This window comes from Raineya sp., from assembly GCF_053497555.1.
Genome location: NZ_JBRCWE010000081.1, coordinates 1 through 18,016 on the forward strand (window position 1 = coordinate 1; position 18,016 = coordinate 18,016).

At 36.0% G+C, this 18,016-nt stretch carries 17 protein-coding genes; 8 read left to right on the forward strand and 9 right to left on the reverse strand.

What is annotated here, in order from left to right; genetic code table 11:
- Positions 1 to 274: 274 nt before the first annotated feature.
- From gdhA to ACWITO_RS10640, 5 genes are all read right to left on the reverse strand, one after another.
- Entirely contained in the window at positions 275 to 1,618 is a 1,344-nt protein-coding gene (gene gdhA / locus ACWITO_RS10620) for an NADP-specific glutamate dehydrogenase (RefSeq protein WP_448529969.1), read from the reverse strand.
- 108 nt (positions 1,619 to 1,726) lie between these two features.
- Positions 1,727 to 2,539 carry a metal ABC transporter permease gene (locus ACWITO_RS10625; RefSeq protein WP_448529970.1) on the reverse strand — a complete coding sequence of 271 codons (813 nt, stop codon included), beginning with the start codon at positions 2,537 to 2,539 and terminating at the stop codon, positions 1,727 to 1,729.
- A 270-nt stretch (positions 2,540 to 2,809) separates the two neighbouring features.
- Positions 2,810 to 3,541: a metal ABC transporter ATP-binding protein gene (locus ACWITO_RS10630; RefSeq protein ID WP_448529971.1), complete on the reverse strand. Its 732-nt coding sequence runs from the start codon at positions 3,539 to 3,541 to the stop codon at positions 2,810 to 2,812.
- Positions 3,542 to 3,557: 16 nt separating this feature from the next.
- On the reverse strand, positions 3,558 to 4,514 hold the full coding sequence (locus tag ACWITO_RS10635) for a metal ABC transporter solute-binding protein, Zn/Mn family (RefSeq protein WP_448529972.1): 957 nt from the start codon (positions 4,512 to 4,514) through the stop codon (positions 3,558 to 3,560).
- Positions 4,450 to 5,136, reverse strand: a complete 687-nt coding sequence (locus ACWITO_RS10640; protein WP_448529973.1) for a metal-dependent transcriptional regulator — start codon at positions 5,134 to 5,136, stop codon at positions 4,450 to 4,452. The genes ACWITO_RS10635 and ACWITO_RS10640 overlap by 65 nt, the downstream gene beginning before the upstream one ends.
- Before the next feature lie 312 nt (positions 5,137 to 5,448).
- Here ACWITO_RS10640 and ACWITO_RS10645 point away from each other — a divergent pair, with 312 nt between their 5' ends.
- Positions 5,449 to 6,267: a 2,3,4,5-tetrahydropyridine-2,6-dicarboxylate N-succinyltransferase gene (locus ACWITO_RS10645; RefSeq protein ID WP_448529974.1), complete on the forward strand. Its 819-nt coding sequence runs from the start codon at positions 5,449 to 5,451 to the stop codon at positions 6,265 to 6,267.
- 117 nt (positions 6,268 to 6,384) lie between these two features.
- On the opposite strand, the gene ACWITO_RS10650 is transcribed toward ACWITO_RS10645, so the two are convergent.
- Entirely contained in the window at positions 6,385 to 7,845 is a 1,461-nt protein-coding gene (locus ACWITO_RS10650; RefSeq protein ID WP_448529975.1) for an ATP-binding protein, read from the reverse strand.
- Between the two features lie 137 nt (positions 7,846 to 7,982).
- Positions 7,983 to 8,870 carry a 3-hydroxybutyryl-CoA dehydrogenase gene (locus ACWITO_RS10655; protein WP_448529976.1) on the reverse strand — a complete coding sequence of 296 codons (888 nt, stop codon included), beginning with the start codon at positions 8,868 to 8,870 and terminating at the stop codon, positions 7,983 to 7,985.
- Between the two features lie 317 nt (positions 8,871 to 9,187).
- Between ACWITO_RS10655 and ACWITO_RS10660 the strand changes: the two genes are divergently transcribed.
- From ACWITO_RS10660 to ACWITO_RS10680, 5 genes are all read left to right on the forward strand, one after another.
- Positions 9,188 to 9,652: a helix-turn-helix domain-containing protein gene (locus tag ACWITO_RS10660; RefSeq protein WP_448529977.1), complete on the forward strand. Its 465-nt coding sequence runs from the start codon at positions 9,188 to 9,190 to the stop codon at positions 9,650 to 9,652.
- Positions 9,653 to 9,866: 214 nt separating this feature from the next.
- Positions 9,867 to 11,102 carry a toxin-antitoxin system YwqK family antitoxin gene (locus ACWITO_RS10665; RefSeq protein ID WP_448529978.1) on the forward strand — a complete coding sequence of 412 codons (1,236 nt, stop codon included), beginning with the start codon at positions 9,867 to 9,869 and terminating at the stop codon, positions 11,100 to 11,102.
- An 89-nt stretch (positions 11,103 to 11,191) separates the two neighbouring features.
- The gene (locus ACWITO_RS10670) at positions 11,192 to 12,127 is read left to right on the forward strand and encodes a phosphoribosylaminoimidazolesuccinocarboxamide synthase (protein WP_448529979.1); all 936 of its coding nucleotides are present in this window, start codon (positions 11,192 to 11,194) and stop codon (positions 12,125 to 12,127) included.
- Between the two features lie 5 nt (positions 12,128 to 12,132).
- The gene (locus tag ACWITO_RS10675; RefSeq protein ID WP_448529980.1) at positions 12,133 to 12,531 is read left to right on the forward strand and encodes an STAS domain-containing protein; all 399 of its coding nucleotides are present in this window, start codon (positions 12,133 to 12,135) and stop codon (positions 12,529 to 12,531) included.
- Between the two features lie 99 nt (positions 12,532 to 12,630).
- Positions 12,631 to 13,440: a queuosine precursor transporter gene (locus ACWITO_RS10680; RefSeq protein ID WP_448529981.1), complete on the forward strand. Its 810-nt coding sequence runs from the start codon at positions 12,631 to 12,633 to the stop codon at positions 13,438 to 13,440.
- Here the strand turns inward: ACWITO_RS10680 and ACWITO_RS10685 are convergent.
- On the reverse strand, positions 13,433 to 14,185 hold the full coding sequence (locus ACWITO_RS10685; protein ID WP_448529982.1) for a TrmH family RNA methyltransferase: 753 nt from the start codon (positions 14,183 to 14,185) through the stop codon (positions 13,433 to 13,435). The two genes, ACWITO_RS10680 and ACWITO_RS10685, sit on opposite strands and share 8 nt — an antisense overlap.
- Positions 14,186 to 14,223: 38 nt before the next feature.
- On the opposite strand from ACWITO_RS10685, the gene tamL reads away from it, so the two are divergent.
- On the forward strand, positions 14,224 to 16,902 hold the full coding sequence (gene tamL / locus ACWITO_RS10690; RefSeq protein WP_448529983.1) for a translocation and assembly module lipoprotein TamL: 2,679 nt from the start codon (positions 14,224 to 14,226) through the stop codon (positions 16,900 to 16,902).
- Between the two features lie 7 nt (positions 16,903 to 16,909).
- Here the strand turns inward: tamL and ACWITO_RS10695 are convergent, their stop codons facing one another.
- Entirely contained in the window at positions 16,910 to 17,425 is a 516-nt protein-coding gene (locus tag ACWITO_RS10695) for an acyl-CoA thioesterase (protein ID WP_448529984.1), read from the reverse strand.
- A gap of 214 nt (positions 17,426 to 17,639) precedes the next feature.
- On the opposite strand from ACWITO_RS10695, the gene ACWITO_RS10700 reads away from it, so the two are divergent.
- Positions 17,640 to 18,016 (forward strand): hypothetical protein (locus ACWITO_RS10700; protein ID WP_448529985.1); only part of this gene is annotated, 377 nt, incomplete at its 3' end.

Below are 18,016 nucleotides of genomic sequence, written 5' to 3' on the forward strand. Positions count from 1 at the left end.
TCAATTCCACAATGGTACGATTAAAGTGCGTTGAATCTGTTTCAAAAATATGCAAATCAAACTAAATATCCAAATTTTTTTTAAAATTTTTTTAGAAAAAAGTCGTCAATCTCCAATTATAAGATTTTCTCGGGAGATTGACGACATACTGATAATCAATTAGTTAAGGTAAGTTTTAGTTAAATTTTAGATATACCAAATTAGCAAGGTATACTTTTAGAAGGACATTGACGACTTGATGAGAAAAAACGCTTGATAATCAGATGTTATCGCCTTAATACACGCCTTGTCCGAGCATAGCTTCCGCAACTTTTACAAAACCCGCAATATTAGCCCCATCAACGTAATTGATAAAACCTGATTTGTCTTTGCCATACAACACACATTTTTCGTGGATACTTTTCATAATGCTATGCAGTTTGTTATCCACTTCGTTTCTCTGCCAATAAAGCCTCTGCGAACTCTGTGTCATTTCCAAACCTGAAGTCGCTACGCCTCCTGCGTTAGAAGCCTTTCCTGGTGCAAATAAAATTTTTGCCTGTAAAAATAGCTTCACTGCCTCCAAAGTAGTAGGCATATTTGCCCCTTCTGCTACACACTTTACGCCATTTTTTACAAGGTTTCGGGCATCGTTTTCGTCAATTTCATTTTGCGTAGCACAAGGCAAAGCAATATCCACAGGGATATTCCAAGGACGTTGTTGGGGCAAATATTTCAAGCCCAATTTTTCTGCATAGTCCGAAACTCTTCCTTTCTGCGAGTTTTTAATTTCTTTCAAAAGCAGTAATTTTTCAGTGTTAAAACCTGCTTCATCAAGCACGGTGCCGTTAGAGTCGGAACAGGTGATTACTTTACCACCAAGTTCCATTACTTTTTCAATAGCATATTGAGCCACATTTCCCGAACCCGAGACGGCTACTTTGAGCCCCTCTAAACTCATATTTTTCGTAGCTAATTGTTCTTGTACAAAATAGACCAATCCGTATCCCGTAGCTTCGGGACGAATCAGACTGCCGCCATAAGCAACACCCTTGCCCGTAAATACACAAGCACTATGATTAGAAAGTTTTTTCATCATACCCGCCATAAAACCAACTTCTTGCTCGCCCACGCCAATATCGCCTGCGGGAACATCAGTATCCGGACCCAAATGGCGATACAATTCGGTCATTAGGGCTTGGCAAAAACGCATAATTTCGCCTTTACTTTTGCCTTTGGGGTCAAAATCTGAACCGCCTTTTCCGCCACCCATAGGTAAAGTAGTCAGGGCATTTTTGAAGGTTTGCTCAAAAGCCAAAAATTTAAGAATAGAAAGATTCACCGAAGGGTGGAAACGCATACCGCCTTTGTAAGGACCAATCGCCGAATTGTGTTGCACACGAAAAGCCCGATTTACCTGCACATTACTTTTATCATCTACCCACGTAACCCGAAATTGAATTACTCTTTCGGGTTCTACCAACCGCTCTAAAATGGCATCTTCGGCATAGCGGGGGTTTTGTTCAATAAATTGCCACAAGCTACCCATTACCTCTTCAACAGCCTGCAAAAATTCAGGTTCATTCGGATTACGTAACCTTACGTATTCCAAAAAATTTTCTAAACTTTTGAATTTCATTGATTTTTTGTTTTAATATTTGACATAATTCGGTTTGAAACTTGGCAAAGTTATAGGTTTTTATGAGAAAAGTACAATTTTTTTGAAAACAAAATTTTTAGGCAAGGACTAAAATTGTTTTCTGATAACAATGATAAACGTAAGGAGAGAGGCAATGACTACAATCCAGGCACCCGTAGGTGTTTTGGGTAAAAAGTACGAAAGGATAGTACCTGAAAGCACTACTAAAATATTAAAAAATACGCTCCAAAGAAACACTTTATTCAAGTGTTTTTTTTCCAAAATTAGGGCTATCGTTGCAGGGGTAATGAGCAGAGCCGACATCATCACCACACCTACGGCTTGTAAGCCTGTAACAATCGTTAGAATACTCATAAAAGTAACCACTGCGGAAGCTATTTGCGGCTTAAGCCCTATGCTTTGGGCAAAGGATTTATCAAAAGTTGTAAAAAACAACCATTTTCTAAAAATAAAGTTGATTAAAACAACTATTAAAAGTACGCTTAAAGCAAAGAAAATATCTTGGGGTAGGATAGAAGCCATTTTTCCAAAGATAAATTGTTCCAGCCCTGCTTTGGCAGAATTCTTATTTTCTTGAATTTTGACAAGTAACCAAAGCCCACAAGCAAAGAAAAAAGAGAGCATCAGAGCAAGTAGGGTATCTTTTTTGAGCCTTGTGTATTTGGTAAGCAAATCAATGGAAAACAGAGAGAACAAAGCCGTAAGAAAAGCTCCAACAAGCAAAAGCCATAGGTTTTTTTGCTGAAAAACAAGAAAAGCTATTGCAATGCCCGGCAGTACACTATGCGAAACGACATCGCTACGCAAAGATTCCTTGCGTAGTACAAGCCAAACACCTACAATACTACTTGAAAGAGCTATCAGGCTTGCTCCTACCAGAACGTAACCCAGATTTGTCATTTTGAATATCAAGGTTATTCAATACTTGATACAGCACTAGTTGTAAAATCAAGTGATTGAAAAACAATTTGTTATGAAATTTGATTGTTTTTTACAATAACTTGTTTTTTGACCTCACCCCCAGCCCCTCTCCAAAAGGAGAGGGGAGTTATACAACTGAAAATCAAAATTTTAGGTGCAATTATCTCCCCTCCTGAAAAGGAGGGGAATAAGGGGTGGTTTAAGTTGTTAAAAATAAAAACTTGATAATCAGATTTTTAATCTTTTAACTCACGTTAATATAGGTTTGAATCCATAGACTTTGTAGATATTTTCACTACTAAAAACTGCTTCGGTTTCGCCGGCAATAACTTTTTTGCCGTCTTTTAGCATCAAAAGGTAATCAAAATATTCTTTGAAGTCTTCTATTTGATGATGCACCATCATTACAGACTTTCCATTTTTTTGAAGTTCTTTGAGCAAATCAACGATAATATTTTCAGTCGTGGCATCAACGCCTACGAGTGGCTCATCTAAAAGGAACAAATCGGCTTCTTGAGCGAAGGCTCTTGCTAAAAACACTCTTTGTTGCTGTCCGCCCGAAAGTTCTGAAATATGTTTTGAGGCGAAATCTGCCATTTTTACTTTTTCAAGGTAGAGCATTGCTTTTTCTTTATGCTTTTTCTGCACACTACCGAACCAACCTATTTCTTTGTAAAGTCCCATTAGCACTACATCAAGCACGGTAGCGGGGAAATCCCAATCAACGCTGGTGCGTTGGGGGAGATAGGCAATTTTATGACGAACTTGTTTTAATTCTTTGCTCCAAAAAAGTACCTTACCGCTGGCGGGTATGAGTTGCATAATGGCTTTCAAGAACGTAGATTTTCCCGAGCCATTGGCTCCGAGTATTCCTATCATTGCATTTTCGGGCAATGTACAAGAAAGGTCTTTGATGACTTGGTGCTTTCCGTAGCTTACATTAAGATTTTCTACTTCTAATAACAAGCTCTTGTTTAACATAATATTTATTACAAAATTACTTCAAAGCCTCTACAATTTTCAGAATGTTGCTTTTGTACATTCCGATATAAGTTCCTTCGGGGGTTCCGATACTTCCCATAGCATCAGAATATAACCCTTCTACGATTTTTATTTTCATACCTTTGTTTTCCAAACCCTTTACTACGGCTTGTAAGCCTTTGGGTGGGAGAGAGGTTTCTACAAAGACAGCCTTAATTTTTCTATCATAAATAAAATCTACTAAGTCTTGAATGTCTTTTAATCCGTATTCGGCAGTAGTAGAGACGCCCTGCAAAGCCTTGACGGGAAAATTCCAACTTTTTTCAAAATACCGAAAAGCATCGTGAGAGCTTATGAGTACCCTTTGCCCTGTGGGAATTTTCTCTATTTCCGATTTAATAAATTTCTGTAAATTATTTAGTTGATTTACATAACTAAATTCTTTTTTTAAGATTTTGATTTTATAGTTTGAATATCTTTTTTGAAGGTTGTTACTAACAACTTTTGTACATTGTTTCCACAAATCAATATCAAACCATATATGCGGGTCGTAGAGTTTATCAGAAATAGGTATCAAATCTTTTTTACTTAAAGAGTCGCCTACACTAATTACGATTTTATTTTTTGCAATTTTTTCTAAAACAAAATTCATTTTACCTTCCAAGTGCAAACCATTGCAGATAACAATAGTTGCTTTGTTCAACTTTTGTAAATCATTTTGAGAAAACTTATACAAATGCGGGTCAGTACCTTCTCCCATTAAATAATCTACTTCAAAAGATTCATCAACTAAATTGACGACTATGTCGTAAAGCATTTGAGTTGTAACAAGAATATATTTTTCTTTAATAGTTTCTTTTTTACAATAAAAGTTTGCAAAAACAACTATAATCAAAGTGTATAAAAATCTATTCATACAAAACGCCAAATATTTTTTCTGCAACCTTTTTAGAAATATTGATAGTTTGTGCATCTGAATTTACATAAATTTCCATAGAACTATCGTAGTTGTTAATATCAACACATTTTAATTTTGAACCTAATGCTATTCCTTTTCTATTGAGTAGCTGTAGTAAATCTGCCGAATCGTCTTTGATACATTTCACTTCTAATGTTTGTTGTTTTTTACAACTATCTAAACAAATCCAATTTTTCATTTTACCATTTGGAAATTCACCAATACTATTGGGAATAGGCTCGCCGTGAGGGTCAAAATCGGGAGAACCTAAATATTGATGAAGCCTTTCTATGAGTAGAGGAGAATGGATATGTTCTAATTGTTCAGCTATTTCGTGAACCTCGTCCCAAGTAAAGTTGAGCTTATCTACTAAAAAAGTTTCCCAAATTCTGTGCTTTCGTACAATATCCGTAGCAATTTGGCGTCCTTTGTCTGTAAGTTTTACTCCTTGATACTTGATATAATCAATCAGTTGTTTTTGATGGAGTTTTTTTAACATATCACTTACAGAAGCAGAATTGATTCCCAAGTGTTTGGCAATATCGCTGGTGCTTATTTCGCTGGGATAATCCGAAAACTTGGGGTAGGAGAGTGTAAAAATAGCTTTCAGATAGTTTTCTTCTGTAATGCTTAACATATTTTGTAAGTTTTGTCAAAGTTACAAGAAAAATAGGAATATTTCAAAATAAATTTAGGTAAATCTAAAAAATTATTAAGATTTGCGTAGCAAATGACAAGAATTAAAGTTTGCTAAAATATTTAGCTAAAAATTTTAGTAATTCCTAAATAAAAAGTAATTTTGCTAAAATTGCTAAAAAAGGAATTTTGTATTATTATCAGTGTTATTTTTAATAACAATGTTCATTTTAGAAATTTAAATTTGATTAAATTTTTACTTTAAGCAAGTTTAATTAAAATTTTGATTATCAAAAATATAAAATCTAAAAAAATGAAAAATTTACAAGAAAAAATAGAGCAAATTTGGGCAGATAGAAGCCTTTTACAGAACGGCGAAAGCCATCAAACCATTGAACAAATCATTGCCTTACTCGACGAAGGCAAGCTAAGAGTAGCAGAGCCATTAGCAAACGGTGAGTGGCAAGTAAATGAATGGGTAAAAAAAGCTGTTATCCTTTACTTCCCTATTCGGCAGATGCAAACAATGGAAGTAGGTATTTTTGAGTTTCACGATAAAATTCCTCTCAAAAAAGGTTTTGCAAAAAAAGGTGTAAGAGTAGTACCCCACGCACTGGCTCGTTATGGTAGCTATCTGGCAAAAGGTGTAATTATGATGCCCTCGTATGTAAATATCGGAGCATACGTAGATGAAGGCACAATGGTAGATACTTGGGCTACGGTAGGAAGCTGTGCTCAAATCGGTAAAAATGTACATCTGAGCGGCGGTGTAGGAATAGGAGGCGTTTTAGAACCTGTACAAGCCAGTCCTGTTATCATTGAAGACGGGGCGTTTATCGGCTCACGAGCCATTATTGTAGAAGGCGTAAGAGTAGGCAAAGAAGCCGTTATCGGAGCAGGCGTTACACTTACGGCAAGTTCTAAAATTATTGATGTTACCGCCGAAACTCCTACCGAATACAGAGGCTATGTACCGCCAAGAAGCGTAGTGATACCCGGTAGTATTGCTAAAAAATTTAGCAGTGGCGAGTATTATGTACCCTGTGCCTTGATTATCGGCAAACGCAAGGAAAGCACCGACCTGAAAACCTCGCTCAATGATGCTCTGCGAGAAAATAATGTGGCAGTGTAGGTAATAAGGGACTTAATCCTGTAAGGTTTCAAATCAAAACCTTACAGGATTATTCAACTATAATCATAGAGCCAAATTTGTACAAAAAAATAGGTTCTGAAATATCGTTCTGAAACTTTAGAATTCTTTGTGTTTTTTAATAGATAGCGTATTTGCTCCAATGGTGTAGGCATATACCGATGCAGGAATAAAATGTAGCTCAACAGTATCGTAATGGCGTATGCCTTCTTGATCTATGGTAGTTACCAAACCTGCCGATAGATTATTTTTTTTGCAAAATTGCAAAAGGCTTTTGAGTTCTTGCGGCTTTTCGTAATAGCGATTGCTCCATTTGATTTCCAAAGCCCATTCGGGCTTAAAAGTAGCTTCGTGCAAACGTACCATATCTACTTCACCCTGAAATTGTCCTGCACTCCAACGAGCATAGTAAGGTACAAACCAATCTCTATGCAACCATTGTGCATAAATAGCTGTTTCTACCATATTACCAAACATTTTATCAGTAGGAGAGAGCTTGGTAAATAAGGCACTTCTAAGGCTTGGATTGGTGAGGAATATTTTGTAAAAATTAGCTCTCTGAAATCTTTTTGCCGTATCATCTATTCGGTGTATTACTTTTATCAGAAAAGCTGACTGCAAATATTCTAAATATTTTTTAAGCAAGTTTTTATCTATTCGGGTGCTTTGAGAAAGCGTTTCCAAAGAAAGTTCATTGCCCGAATAATAGGCAAGGTAAGTGAAGAAATTATTGAGTTCTTGCACATCTTCTATGCCATACAGACTTGGTAAATCTCGTAGCAGTACCTTATCTACAATATCACTTTTCAAATACCTTTGTGGATTTTTTTGGATAGTTTCGGAGAATATAACTTCGGGATACCCGCCAAAATTGACATAATCTATAAAATGTTCGTTTAGTTCCTGTATAAAAGGCGATTTATAGATAATAGTGGGCTTATTTTGCCAAATAATGGTTTCTTTGTAGATTAAATGCTTTAAATCTTTGAGGTGAATGTATTCTTGAAAAGTGAGCGGAGGAAGCATAAAATCGGTGAATCGCCCTGCACCACTTTCTTGGCTTTTGAGTTTGAGAGCCGCCGCCGCCGAACCCGAAGCAATGAATTTGGTATGTGGGTAGCTATCTACCAAAGATTTCAGGTGCTGTTCCCAATTTTTGAGATACTGAATTTCATCAAAAAAGATAAAACAATCTTGTACAGAATTTTTCCCAGAGGCTTTCATTCCCAGTAGGAGCAGTTCCTCTAAACTTTTGTGCAGATAAAGCGGGCTATCTATGCTAAAAAAGAAAATTTGCGTAGGCTGAATGCCCGTATTTAACAGTTCTCCGATGGTGTGAAACATCATTACGGTTTTACCTACACGTCGAGGACCCATAAGCACAATAGCTCTGCGGACATCACGCTCCAACACCAACGGATAGAATAAGTCAAAATATAAGCGTTTTTGCATTCGGGCATAGTATTCGTCAATTTTTTTACTTGCCCACCATTCATTTTCATTTTGTATCTTGGTAATAATGAGCTTTTCATCTATCGGAGAAAGTTTGTTTTTAGGCATTGCCATTCAAGTTAAAATACAAAAATAAGTTTTTTTTCTTATTTTTACAAAAATCATCAAAATAATATATTTTAAATATATTATTTTGATGATTTCGTTATCATTTATCTTTTTAAGATAGACTTATTCTTTTCATTCTATTTTGCAAACTGCCTTGCTACTTTCAATTCTTTGGGGTTTGCCCAATCGTAGAAGCCTTGACCTGTTTTAGCCCCTTTATGCCCTGCTTGTACCATATTTACAAGTAGAGGACAAGGAGCATATTTGGGATTGCCAAAACCTTCGTAAAGTACATTCAAGATAGCCAAACACACATCTAAACCAATGAAATCGGCAAGTTGGAGCGGTCCCATCGGGTGAGCCATACCAAGTTTCATTACTTCGTCTATTTCTTTTACGCCTGCTACGCCTTCCCAAAGCGTATAAATTGCCTCGTTTATCATAGGCATTAGTATTCGGTTGGATACAAAACCAGGATAATCATTTACTTCTACGGGTACTTTTTCCAGTTTTTGGGAAAGTTCTACAATGGTTTGGGTTGTTTCATCGGAGGTGAGATAGCCTCTAATAATTTCTACAAGTTTCATTACAGGTACAGGATTCATAAAATGCATACCTATCACTTTTTCGGGGCGTTTGGTAGCCGAAGCAATCTTGGTAATAGAAATAGAAGAAGTATTACTTGCCAAAATAGTTTCAGGACGGGTATGGGCGTCTATATCAGTAAAGATTTTCAGTTTCAAATCTACATTTTCGGTAGCGGCTTCTACCACCAAATCAGCCTCTTTTACACCTTCGGCAAGGGAAGTAAAAGGGGAGAGGCGTGCCAGTGTTTCGGCTTTTTGAGCTTCGGTGAGCGTGCCTTTTTTAATTTGCCTATCCAAATTAGAGGCGATGGTTTGCAAGCCTTTATCCAAAGCCGCTTGCGAAATATCAATGAGAGCCACTTCGTAGCCGTATTGAGCAAAAACGTGAGCAATCCCATTGCCCATAGTGCCAGAGCCAATAACTGCGATTTTTTTCATATTTTTTGTAAGGTTTATGGGTTACAATCTGCTCAAAAATAATCAAAAAAATGGTAGGGAAAAGCGAAAAATTACTTTTTTCAAAATTGTATTTTTTTGATACATTTACTTTTGTTTCAAAAGTTTGCCAAAATACTGCATTAAAAAAATTAAAATCCAACTTATTTAGTAAAATTTAGCAATTTTGACAAAATACATATTTTCAATGTTTTGCTAATAAAAACCAATGCAGTTTACATTTGTAAATAGTAAAAAAATACAATTTGGAAAATCGGTAAAAAAAGTTTACATTTGTAAATAAAATAAAACCAAGAACTATGGAATTAGAGAGCAAAAATTCCCTTCAAGAAGAAGCAAGCTCAGAAAACAAGCTAAATGATGAAAACCTAAACAAAGATTTTACTGAGCGTCTGAAAATACTGATAGATATGAAGAGCATACAGCCATCGCGATTTGCCGATGAAATTGGGGTACAGCGGTCAGGACTTTCGCATATCATTGCGGGCAGAAATAAGCCCAGCGTTGATTTCTTGCAAAAATTAGTACAAAGGTATCCCGATACGAATGTCAATTGGCTACTCACAGGAATAGGCGAGCCGATTATAGAACAAACCAGCGATAGTGAAATTTTAGAGAAAAATTCAGAAATTAGCACGGAAATTGAACAGAAAAAAGAAATACCCATTCCAAATAAAGAAAAAGAAATTGAACGGATTTTGGTTTTCTATACGGATAAAACTTTTGAAACTTTTCATTTGTTCAATCCGTACAAGACAAAATAGAGTATAGAGTATTTAGATATTAGTATTTAGACAAGATATTAGTATTTAGACATTAGAGGAAAACCTAAGATGAAACCTTCAAACCTTGAATTTTTTGAACTTAAAAAACTTATTAAACATTGATTTTCAGAAATTTATATTTGTTGTATAAGTTACATTATGTTAAGTAAAATAATTCAAAACCTTCCCCACTATGAAAAAATGCTTTTTGAATATGAAAATTCTCTTCATTTTTTTGCTGGGATTTGGCTTGAATGCTACCCATACTTTTTCGCAAAGTAGGCTGATGCGAGTATATTATGATGATGATGAAAAAAAACTGAAAGAAGAATATCAAGTGGATTTAGGGGATTCGGGTTGGGAGAAAAATGGTTACTATAAAAGCTTCTACCCTTCGGGCAGGCTCGCCGTGGAAGGAAACTTTAAGTTAAACATACGAAATGGCTGGTTTAGAGAGTTTTATGACACTTTAATTAACCAAAAACCGCCTCTCAAATCACAGGTTTTTTATGAAAATGGCAAGAAAAAAGGTTTGATGTGTGTGCTTGGTTTGAAAGGCGATACCCTGCAAAAAGCTCATTTCGAAAATGACCAAATCGTAGGAAAAGTTTTGATGTATCATAACAATGGCAAATTGCTTCGCGAAGGAAACTTTGTGGAAGGATACCCCGAAGGTATTGTAAAAGAGTATTACGAAAATGGTAAGATTTTTAAGGAATTGAGCTTTGTAAAAGGACAAATGCACGGAATAGCCAAAACATTTTACCCCTCGGGCAATTTGCAATATGAAGAAAACTATCAGAATGGCTTAAAAGAAGGTTTGCAAAAAGAGTTTTACGACCTTCCCTCCTCGCCTATTTTTACTGAATTTACAATGAAAAACAATGCCAAAGAAGGAACAGAAAAATTGTACGCTCAAGATGGAAAAATAATCGCTGAAAATACCTACAAATTGGGCAATTTGCACGGAAAAATACGGAAGTGGGACGAAAAAACTCTACAACTAACCTATGAAGCTACCTACCAAGAAGGCTACCGAGTAGGTAAAGAAATTGAAAATTATGCTAATGGAAAACCTTTCCGAATTACAAATTATACTAACTTTGAGCGAAATAAATCAGTTGTTACCTACGCCCCCACAGGAGAAGTTATCTTTGAAGGGAGCTATGTAAATAACCTACTCAATGGTCTTGTAAAAGAGAGCAAAGACGGCTTTCGTAGTGAAATAAGCTACCGAATGGGTAAAAAAGACGGAAGCTTCAGTATTTATTACCCAAACAATCAGTTGCAAAGCAAAGGAAGTTACGTAAATAATTTACTCAACGGCAATTATGAAGCGTATTACGAAAATGGCAAAATCAAAGCCAAAGGCTCTTACCGAATGGGGCAAAAGGTTGGAAAATGGTACCTATATGATGAGAATGGTAAAGAAAACATAGAAAAGTTTTGAATAGTTTAGAAAATTATGAGCGTTCAGTAAATAAACCTTTGCTAAAAATTTTATTAAAAACTTAATTTTCAATATATTGCTAAAAAAATATGTCTATTCAAGCAACGAATTTCCAGTTACCCAAACAAATCGGCTTTTATCAAGGGAAAGTACGTGATGTGTATTATTTAGAGGGAAAGCAGATGGTCGTAGTAGCTACGGATAGAATTTCAGCGTTTGATGTAATTTTGCCACGCACCATTCCCTACAAAGGGCAAGTCCTTAATCAGATAGCTTGGGAGTTTTTGCAAATAACTCGCGATATAGTTCCCAATTGGGCAGAGGCTTCGCCACACCCCCAAGTAACCATAGGTAAAAAATGCGAACCTTTTGCCGTAGAAATGGTAATAAGAGGCTATTTGGCAGGACACGCCGCCCGTGAATACAAAGCAGGAAAAAGAACTCTTTGTGGCGAAAAACTCCCTGAAAACTTAAAAGAAAATGACCTTCTGCCCTCTCCTATTATTACGCCTACCACCAAAGCCAAAGAAGGACACGACGAAGACATCAGCAAAGATGAAATCATAAAGCGTGGCTTGGTTTCTGCTGAACATTACGAGCAACTGGAACATTTTACAAAAGCTTTGTTCAAAAAAGGAACAGAAATTGCCAAACAAAAAGGTCTTATTTTAGTTGATACTAAATACGAGTTTGGTTTGTACGAAGGAAAAATTTATTTAATAGATGAAGTGCATACACCCGATTCTTCTCGTTACTTTTATGCCGATACTTATGAAGAGAACCAACGCAAAGGCTTGCCCCAAAGGCAACTTTCCAAGGAATTTGTACGTCAGTGGCTTATTGAAAATGGTTTTCAGGGCAAAGAAGGACAGCAAATTCCAACTATGACCGATGAGGTCGTAGAACACATTGCCAAGCGTTATCAAGAACTTTATGAACAAATTTTAGGAAAAAAATTCGTACCTTGCGATAATTCTCTTAAATTTATCCACGAAAGTATTGTTGAATACCTAAACAAAAGCTAAATAGTATGGTTACACAATCCGTTTTTGAAATCAGAGAAGCTGAAAAACACTTTTTGCTAAAAATTTTAGCAAACAAATTAGATGCTTCCAACGCTTTGGAAATCAAACAAGCTGTGCTTGGCTTAAAAGATAAAAACGTTAAAAATCTCATTATCAATCTGAATGATGTCAAATACATTGACTCTTCTGGTTTGAGTGCCATTTTGGTAGCTCACAAAGTTTGTACAGAAGCACAAGGCATTATGGTTCTTTGCGGTGTGAGCGAACACGTTTTGAAACTCATCAAAATTTCGCAATTAGATAAAGTGCTGGATATACTCCCTACCGAAGAAGAAGCCATAGACGCAGTTTTTATGAAAGAATTGGAAAAGGAATTTGGGGCTGAAGACGAATTTACGGAGTAATTCAAACCTTTTGCATATTTCATTGTTGTAAAGTCTGACCTTTGTCGGACTTTTTTAATTCATTCGGCACAAAATAAAAAGTTGATAAAAACAACCTTTATGCAAAATTTAAACTCTTACGAAATAAACAAAGAAATTATTTACCAAACCAAGAAAAAAAATCTTTACTTCTTGCTGGGAGCAGTTGTTATTACCAACGCTCTAATGGCAGAAATGATAGGGACGAAAATCTTTTCTTTGGAAAAAACTTTGGGTTTTGCTCCTGCTCAAATTCGTTTGTTTGCAGATTTTCTTTTAGATTTCAATTTAACTGCGGGAGTTGTTTTGTGGCCAGTGGTATTTGTTTGTTCAGATATTATCAACGAATATTTTGGTGTAAAAGGTGTAAGACAAATTAGCTTTATTACCGCAGGACTGATTTTGTATGCTTTTGTAACTATTGCCATCGCTATCTATTTGCAACCTGCTGATAATTGGTTACAATACAATTCGGTTGATAACAACAACCAAAAATTTAATATCAACTTTGCTTTTGAAAAAATATTTAGCCAAAGTAATAGAATAATTGTAGGTTCACTTACAGCATTTATTGTCGCTCAGATTCTTGATGCTTATGTATTTTATCGTTTAAGAAAAATTACAGGCAGTAAAAATATTTGGTTGAGAGCAACAACTTCTACTCTTATCTCTCAACTTTTTGATAGTTTTATCGTATTGTTTATTGCTTTTTATCCTCAATTTTCTTTTGCAGAAATTTTATCAGTTGGTATTATCAACTACATTTACAAATTTATCATTGCTATCATAATGATTCCACTTTTGTATCTTATTCATTTTACAATTGAAAGGTACTTGGGATACGAATTTTCTAAAAGAATGGTAGCAGAAGCAGGACACGAAACTACTTAAACCCTTGAAAAAACTTATCTACTATGATGGCTGTAGCTATGGCTACGTTCAAAGACTCTGCTCCTCCACCTTTGGGGCGAGGTATGGAAATTTCTTGCTTAACATAAGATAAAATATCTTCGCTGATACCTCTTGCTTCATTCCCCATTACCAGAATAGCAGGTTTTTGAAATTTTGTTTCGTAAATGCTTTTTCCTTGCAAAGTGCTTGCATAGATGAGTGTTTTGCTGAAATTTTTAATACAATGCTTCAAATAATTTTGCAAATCTGTATAGAAACACCGTACTCGTAAGAAACTTCCCTTGCTGGCATTGATAACTTTTGAGTTGTATAAATCAACCGTTTGGTTGCTACATACAACTTTTTGTATTCCATACCAATCGCAAATTCTGAGTATTGTACCCAAATTGCCCGGGTCTTGGATATTATCCAAAGCGAGAACTATGTCATCATCAGGGTATAAAGGTTTATTTTCATATTGCCTCACAATCGCCAGAGCCATCTGATTATTCTCCATCGCACTGATTTGAGCAAGTTCTGATGCAGTGAGTACCTCAAAATCTTGTAAAAGGTTAGGATTTTTTTTCAGAAACAAATCGCTCACAAAAATCTTTTCAATATGAAAATCGGAAGCTAGTAATTCTAAAATAGGTTTTTCTCCTTCTACCAAAAAGAGTTTTTCTTGCTCTCGGTACTTTTTTTGATGTAAAGACTTAACAAGTTTTTTCCATTTTTGCGAAATCATTGTTACTTTGCGTGTGATTTGGTTTGAAAAAATTAGCTATGAAAAAATATATCCTTCTATTTTCTTTGATTTGGCTATTTTCCTCCTGCTCCTCGTTTTTGCCCAAAGATTATATCCTTTACAAGCAAAGCATCAAAGGTAATAAACAGATAGCTACTGAAGAATTGGAAGCTCTTTACAGACAAAAGGCAAACAGAAAACTTTTTTGGAAATTTATGCCTTACGCTTCCATTTACGAAAGTAGTCGTAGGCGTGTAGAAACGCAAAGGCTCAAAGATAGCATTTTACTTGCCGAATATGCTGAAAAAATTGAAAAAAATCCTGATAAAACAAAAATTCTGCAAGCCGAGCTAAATGAAAAGCGAAAAAAGAATGGCTATATTGATTATAGATTAGAAACGCAACGTATCTATTACGATACACTTTTGCAAGAAGCCAGTAGGCAAAATAACGAAAAAAAGTACAATAAAATCAAGAAAAAGCGAGATAAAAAAATCGCCAAATTAGAATTGGAAAAAGAAAAAGGCACTTTTCGTATGCGAGCCATTGGCGAGCCTTTTAGCATTTACAATCCCGAAAATATTGAGAAAACCCGCAAAGAAATGCAGGAATATCTTTATATCAAAGGTTTTTTTGCAGGGAAAGTCAGCTATAAAGCAGATTCGGCGGTGGTAAAACTTGGCAAAAGTGCCGTAAAGACCATCAATGTTACCTACTTGGTTCAAGAAGGTGAGCCGCATCGTATTGATAGCATTTACTACGTAACCGATAATCCTGTCATTGATTCACTCATAAAATACTCACCAAGTAAATTGAAAGTAGGACAAATTTTGGAACGAGATAAAGCCCTTCAAGAGCGAGAACGCATTGAAAAACTACTTTTAGAAAACGGATTTTATCGTTTTGATAAACAATACATCATCGTGCAGGTAGATACCAGCATTACCAAAAAAGAAGAAATATTCACAGGCGAAACAATGGATAGCGAGATACTTGTAAAAAAGAAAAACTTAGCCCATTTGCGTTTTATTATCAATAATCCACAAAAAAGAGATACTTCATTTATTCAGCAAAATACCGTAGGAAACGCCTTGTCGCAAATTTACTTAGACGAAATCTTGGGAAAGCATATTCAGTACAAAATCAACAAAGTTTATTTCATTGTAAAAGATGAAACCGTACTGAACCCCAAAGATACCATTCAGAATGGTTATTTTTTCCCTACCACAGAACCCAATGAAGCTATCAAATTCATTCATCTTACCCCTCAAAAAGAATATTCTCCCAAAATTCTTTACACGAAGGTTCTTTTACGTCCCAATACGCCCTATCGCAAATCTATTTTTGACCAAACAGGGCATAATCTTTCCAACTTAAACCTTTTCAAATTCCGAAGCCTGCAAACTCGCGACGATAAGCGAGGTGGTCTGGATATTGCTATACTTGCTACACCCAACGACAAATTTGAGATGGTCAATGAAATTGGTGGCTCAATAGCTCAGAACGTTCCCGGTCCGTTTTTCAATACCTCTCTGAAAATCAGAAATTTGTGGAGTGGCTGTGGCATTTTGGAAAATAATTTTCTTTTTTCCATTGATGGGCAAGCGAGTTTTATCAACCTGGGTGAAGTATATCAAACTACACAAATCAGTTTCAATTCTACTTATATTACTCCTTTGCTGTTTTTACCGGGTAAAATTAAGTACAAACCCGCTATCAATGCCCTTGCTCCCACTACTCGTTTCAATGCAGGTGTGGCTTTTGTTCGCCGCCCCGAATATGGCAGAAGAAACTATCGCTTAGCTCTTACTTACAACTGGCACAAATTTCCTTTCAAAAATTTTGGCTTCTCTCCTATTGACCTCAACGTTATCAATACTTACCGAAAAGATGAGAGATTCAGTAAATTACTGGAAGATTTCAGATTGCAAGGCAACAACTTGGAATTAAGTTTCCGTAATGCTCTGATAACCAGTTCTCATTTTTATTACGAATACAATAGCATCAATCATAGAATAAACGATGTTCAGTATTACTGGCGACCCAGCATAGAACTCGGCGGAACAATGCTTAATTTATTCAATCAGGAATTTTTGGAAAGAAATAAAATTTTTGGATTGGAGTATTTCAAATTTTGGCGAGTTTCTACGGAGTTTAGGTACTATCAGCCACTATCGCGTCAGAAAAATAGTCATTCCAAAATAGCTACTCGTCTATTTTTAGGGGTGGCATCTCCTTATGGCAGTTCTGAAATTCTGCCTTATGAAAAGTTTTTCTTTTCGGGGGGCAACACAATGCGAGGCTGGATACAACGCCGCTTGGGACCTGGTTCTTTCAGCCCTCCCGATAGCCTTATCAATGTAGAAAAGCAAGGAAACATAGCCATTGAAGCCAATGCCGAATGGCGTTTCAAGCTATGGAGTTTTTTTCATTCCGTTTGGTTTGTTGATGTAGGAAATATCTGGACGCTCCAAGACGTAGGTTTTGCAGGTGGTAAATTTAGCGGTAACTTTTACAAAGAGTTGGGCGTAGCCACAGGTACGGGCTTACGTATGGATTTTACATTTCTGCTTATTCGTATAGATTTAGGGTTTAGAGTATTAGACCCTGCCCGCCCCGAGGGCAGTCGCTTCGTACTGAACGAAGTACGCCTACGCAATCTTTTCAGTGGTAGTAATTCTGCCTTGCTCAATATTGGAATTGGATATCCGTTTTAGATAAATTTCAGGCAAACAAAGCCTTCAACTCTCCTGCCTCTTCGGGATTCATTTTCCCTGCCAGTATCAGACGCAACTGCCTTCTACGTAAAGCTCCTTCGTAGAGGGCTTTTTCTTCTTCGGTTTCAGGAATAAGTTCGGGGACATTGATAGGATTGCCCACCTGATCCACTGCCACGAAGGTAAAAAAGGCACTATTGGTTTTTACTTTGGTTTGTTTTACTGGATTTTCGGCAAAAACTTCTATATGTACTTCCATAGAGGAATTAAAAGCCCTTGTAACTTTGGCTTGCAAAGTAACTACACTTCCCAGTGGAATAGGCTCTTTGAAAGAAATATTATCTACCGAAGCAGTAACCACCACCCTATTGCAATGTTTGAGTGCCGCTATCGCCGAAACCACGTCCATAAAATACATTAACCTACCTCCCATTAAGTTATTAAGCGTATTGGTATCGTTAGGAAGCACCATTTCGGTCATTGTGGTATAAGATTCACGGGCATATTTTGCTTTTCCTGACATAAACTTAACATAATATTTTTTACAAAAGAACTATTACAGCCGCAATTTATCAATTTCTTACATTTCTCAAAAATAAATGTATAAGGCTTTTGATAAATTCATAAAGTATTTTGGGCAATTCAAAAGTGCTTTTGCTCAAAATGCTATTGGCTTATCAATATATTATCCATTTTTTTGGGTATATTTTTGGTTTTACCTCTAAAATTCAAGTTGTATGAAAAAAGTAAAAATTTCTCTGGCTCTCACTGCTTTTTGTGCAGTAATGATTTCTGTAAGTGCTTTGGCTCAAAAATCACAAAAATTTACTTTTGCAAATTCCAAAATGATAGAAAAAAACGAATGGACAGGAAAGTCTGTAAAAGTAGAAGGCGAACTCATTGGGAAGATAAATGTACAAGATATGGGTTCTTTGGGTTATACCGAAACTCTTGTTTTTGTACAGGATAAAGGAAAAGAAGTTATTATTAACGTGAGTTGTAAGGTTAAGTATTTGAAATACAATTTATTAAGAAATTTGATTATTTTTGCAATATTGTGTTTTTTGACCTCACCCCCAGCCCCTCTCCAAAGGAGATGGGAGCTATACACCTG

Coding starts and splice junctions, on each gene's coding strand:
- ACWITO_RS10685 (WP_448529982.1), bottom strand. CDS start 14,185: ATGATTTCGCAAAAATGGAAAAAACTTGTTAAGTCTTTACATCAAAAA.
- ACWITO_RS10635 (WP_448529972.1), bottom strand. CDS start 4,514: ATGCACAAACTATCAATATTTCTAAAAAGGTTGCAGAAAAAATATTTG.
- ACWITO_RS10645 (WP_448529974.1), top strand. CDS start 5,449: ATGAAAAATTTACAAGAAAAAATAGAGCAAATTTGGGCAGATAGAAGC.
- ACWITO_RS10680 (WP_448529981.1), top strand. CDS start 12,631: ATGCAAAATTTAAACTCTTACGAAATAAACAAAGAAATTATTTACCAA.
- ACWITO_RS10655 (WP_448529976.1), bottom strand. CDS start 8,870: ATGAAAAAAATCGCAGTTATTGGCTCTGGCACTATGGGCAATGGGATT.
- ACWITO_RS10695 (WP_448529984.1), bottom strand. CDS start 17,425: ATGTCAGGAAAAGCAAAATATGCCCGTGAATCTTATACCACAATGACC.
- ACWITO_RS10675 (WP_448529980.1), top strand. CDS start 12,133: ATGGTTACACAATCCGTTTTTGAAATCAGAGAAGCTGAAAAACACTTT.
- ACWITO_RS10670 (WP_448529979.1), top strand. CDS start 11,192: ATGTCTATTCAAGCAACGAATTTCCAGTTACCCAAACAAATCGGCTTT.
- gdhA (WP_448529969.1), bottom strand. CDS start 1,618: ATGAAATTCAAAAGTTTAGAAAATTTTTTGGAATACGTAAGGTTACGT.
- tamL (WP_448529983.1), top strand. CDS start 14,224: ATGAAAAAATATATCCTTCTATTTTCTTTGATTTGGCTATTTTCCTCC.
- ACWITO_RS10630 (WP_448529971.1), bottom strand. CDS start 3,541: ATGTTAAACAAGAGCTTGTTATTAGAAGTAGAAAATCTTAATGTAAGC.
- ACWITO_RS10665 (WP_448529978.1), top strand. CDS start 9,867: ATGAAAATTCTCTTCATTTTTTTGCTGGGATTTGGCTTGAATGCTACC.
- ACWITO_RS10640 (WP_448529973.1), bottom strand. CDS start 5,136: ATGTTAAGCATTACAGAAGAAAACTATCTGAAAGCTATTTTTACACTC.
- ACWITO_RS10625 (WP_448529970.1), bottom strand. CDS start 2,539: ATGACAAATCTGGGTTACGTTCTGGTAGGAGCAAGCCTGATAGCTCTT.
- ACWITO_RS10650 (WP_448529975.1), bottom strand. CDS start 7,845: ATGCCTAAAAACAAACTTTCTCCGATAGATGAAAAGCTCATTATTACC.
- ACWITO_RS10660 (WP_448529977.1), top strand. CDS start 9,188: ATGGAATTAGAGAGCAAAAATTCCCTTCAAGAAGAAGCAAGCTCAGAA.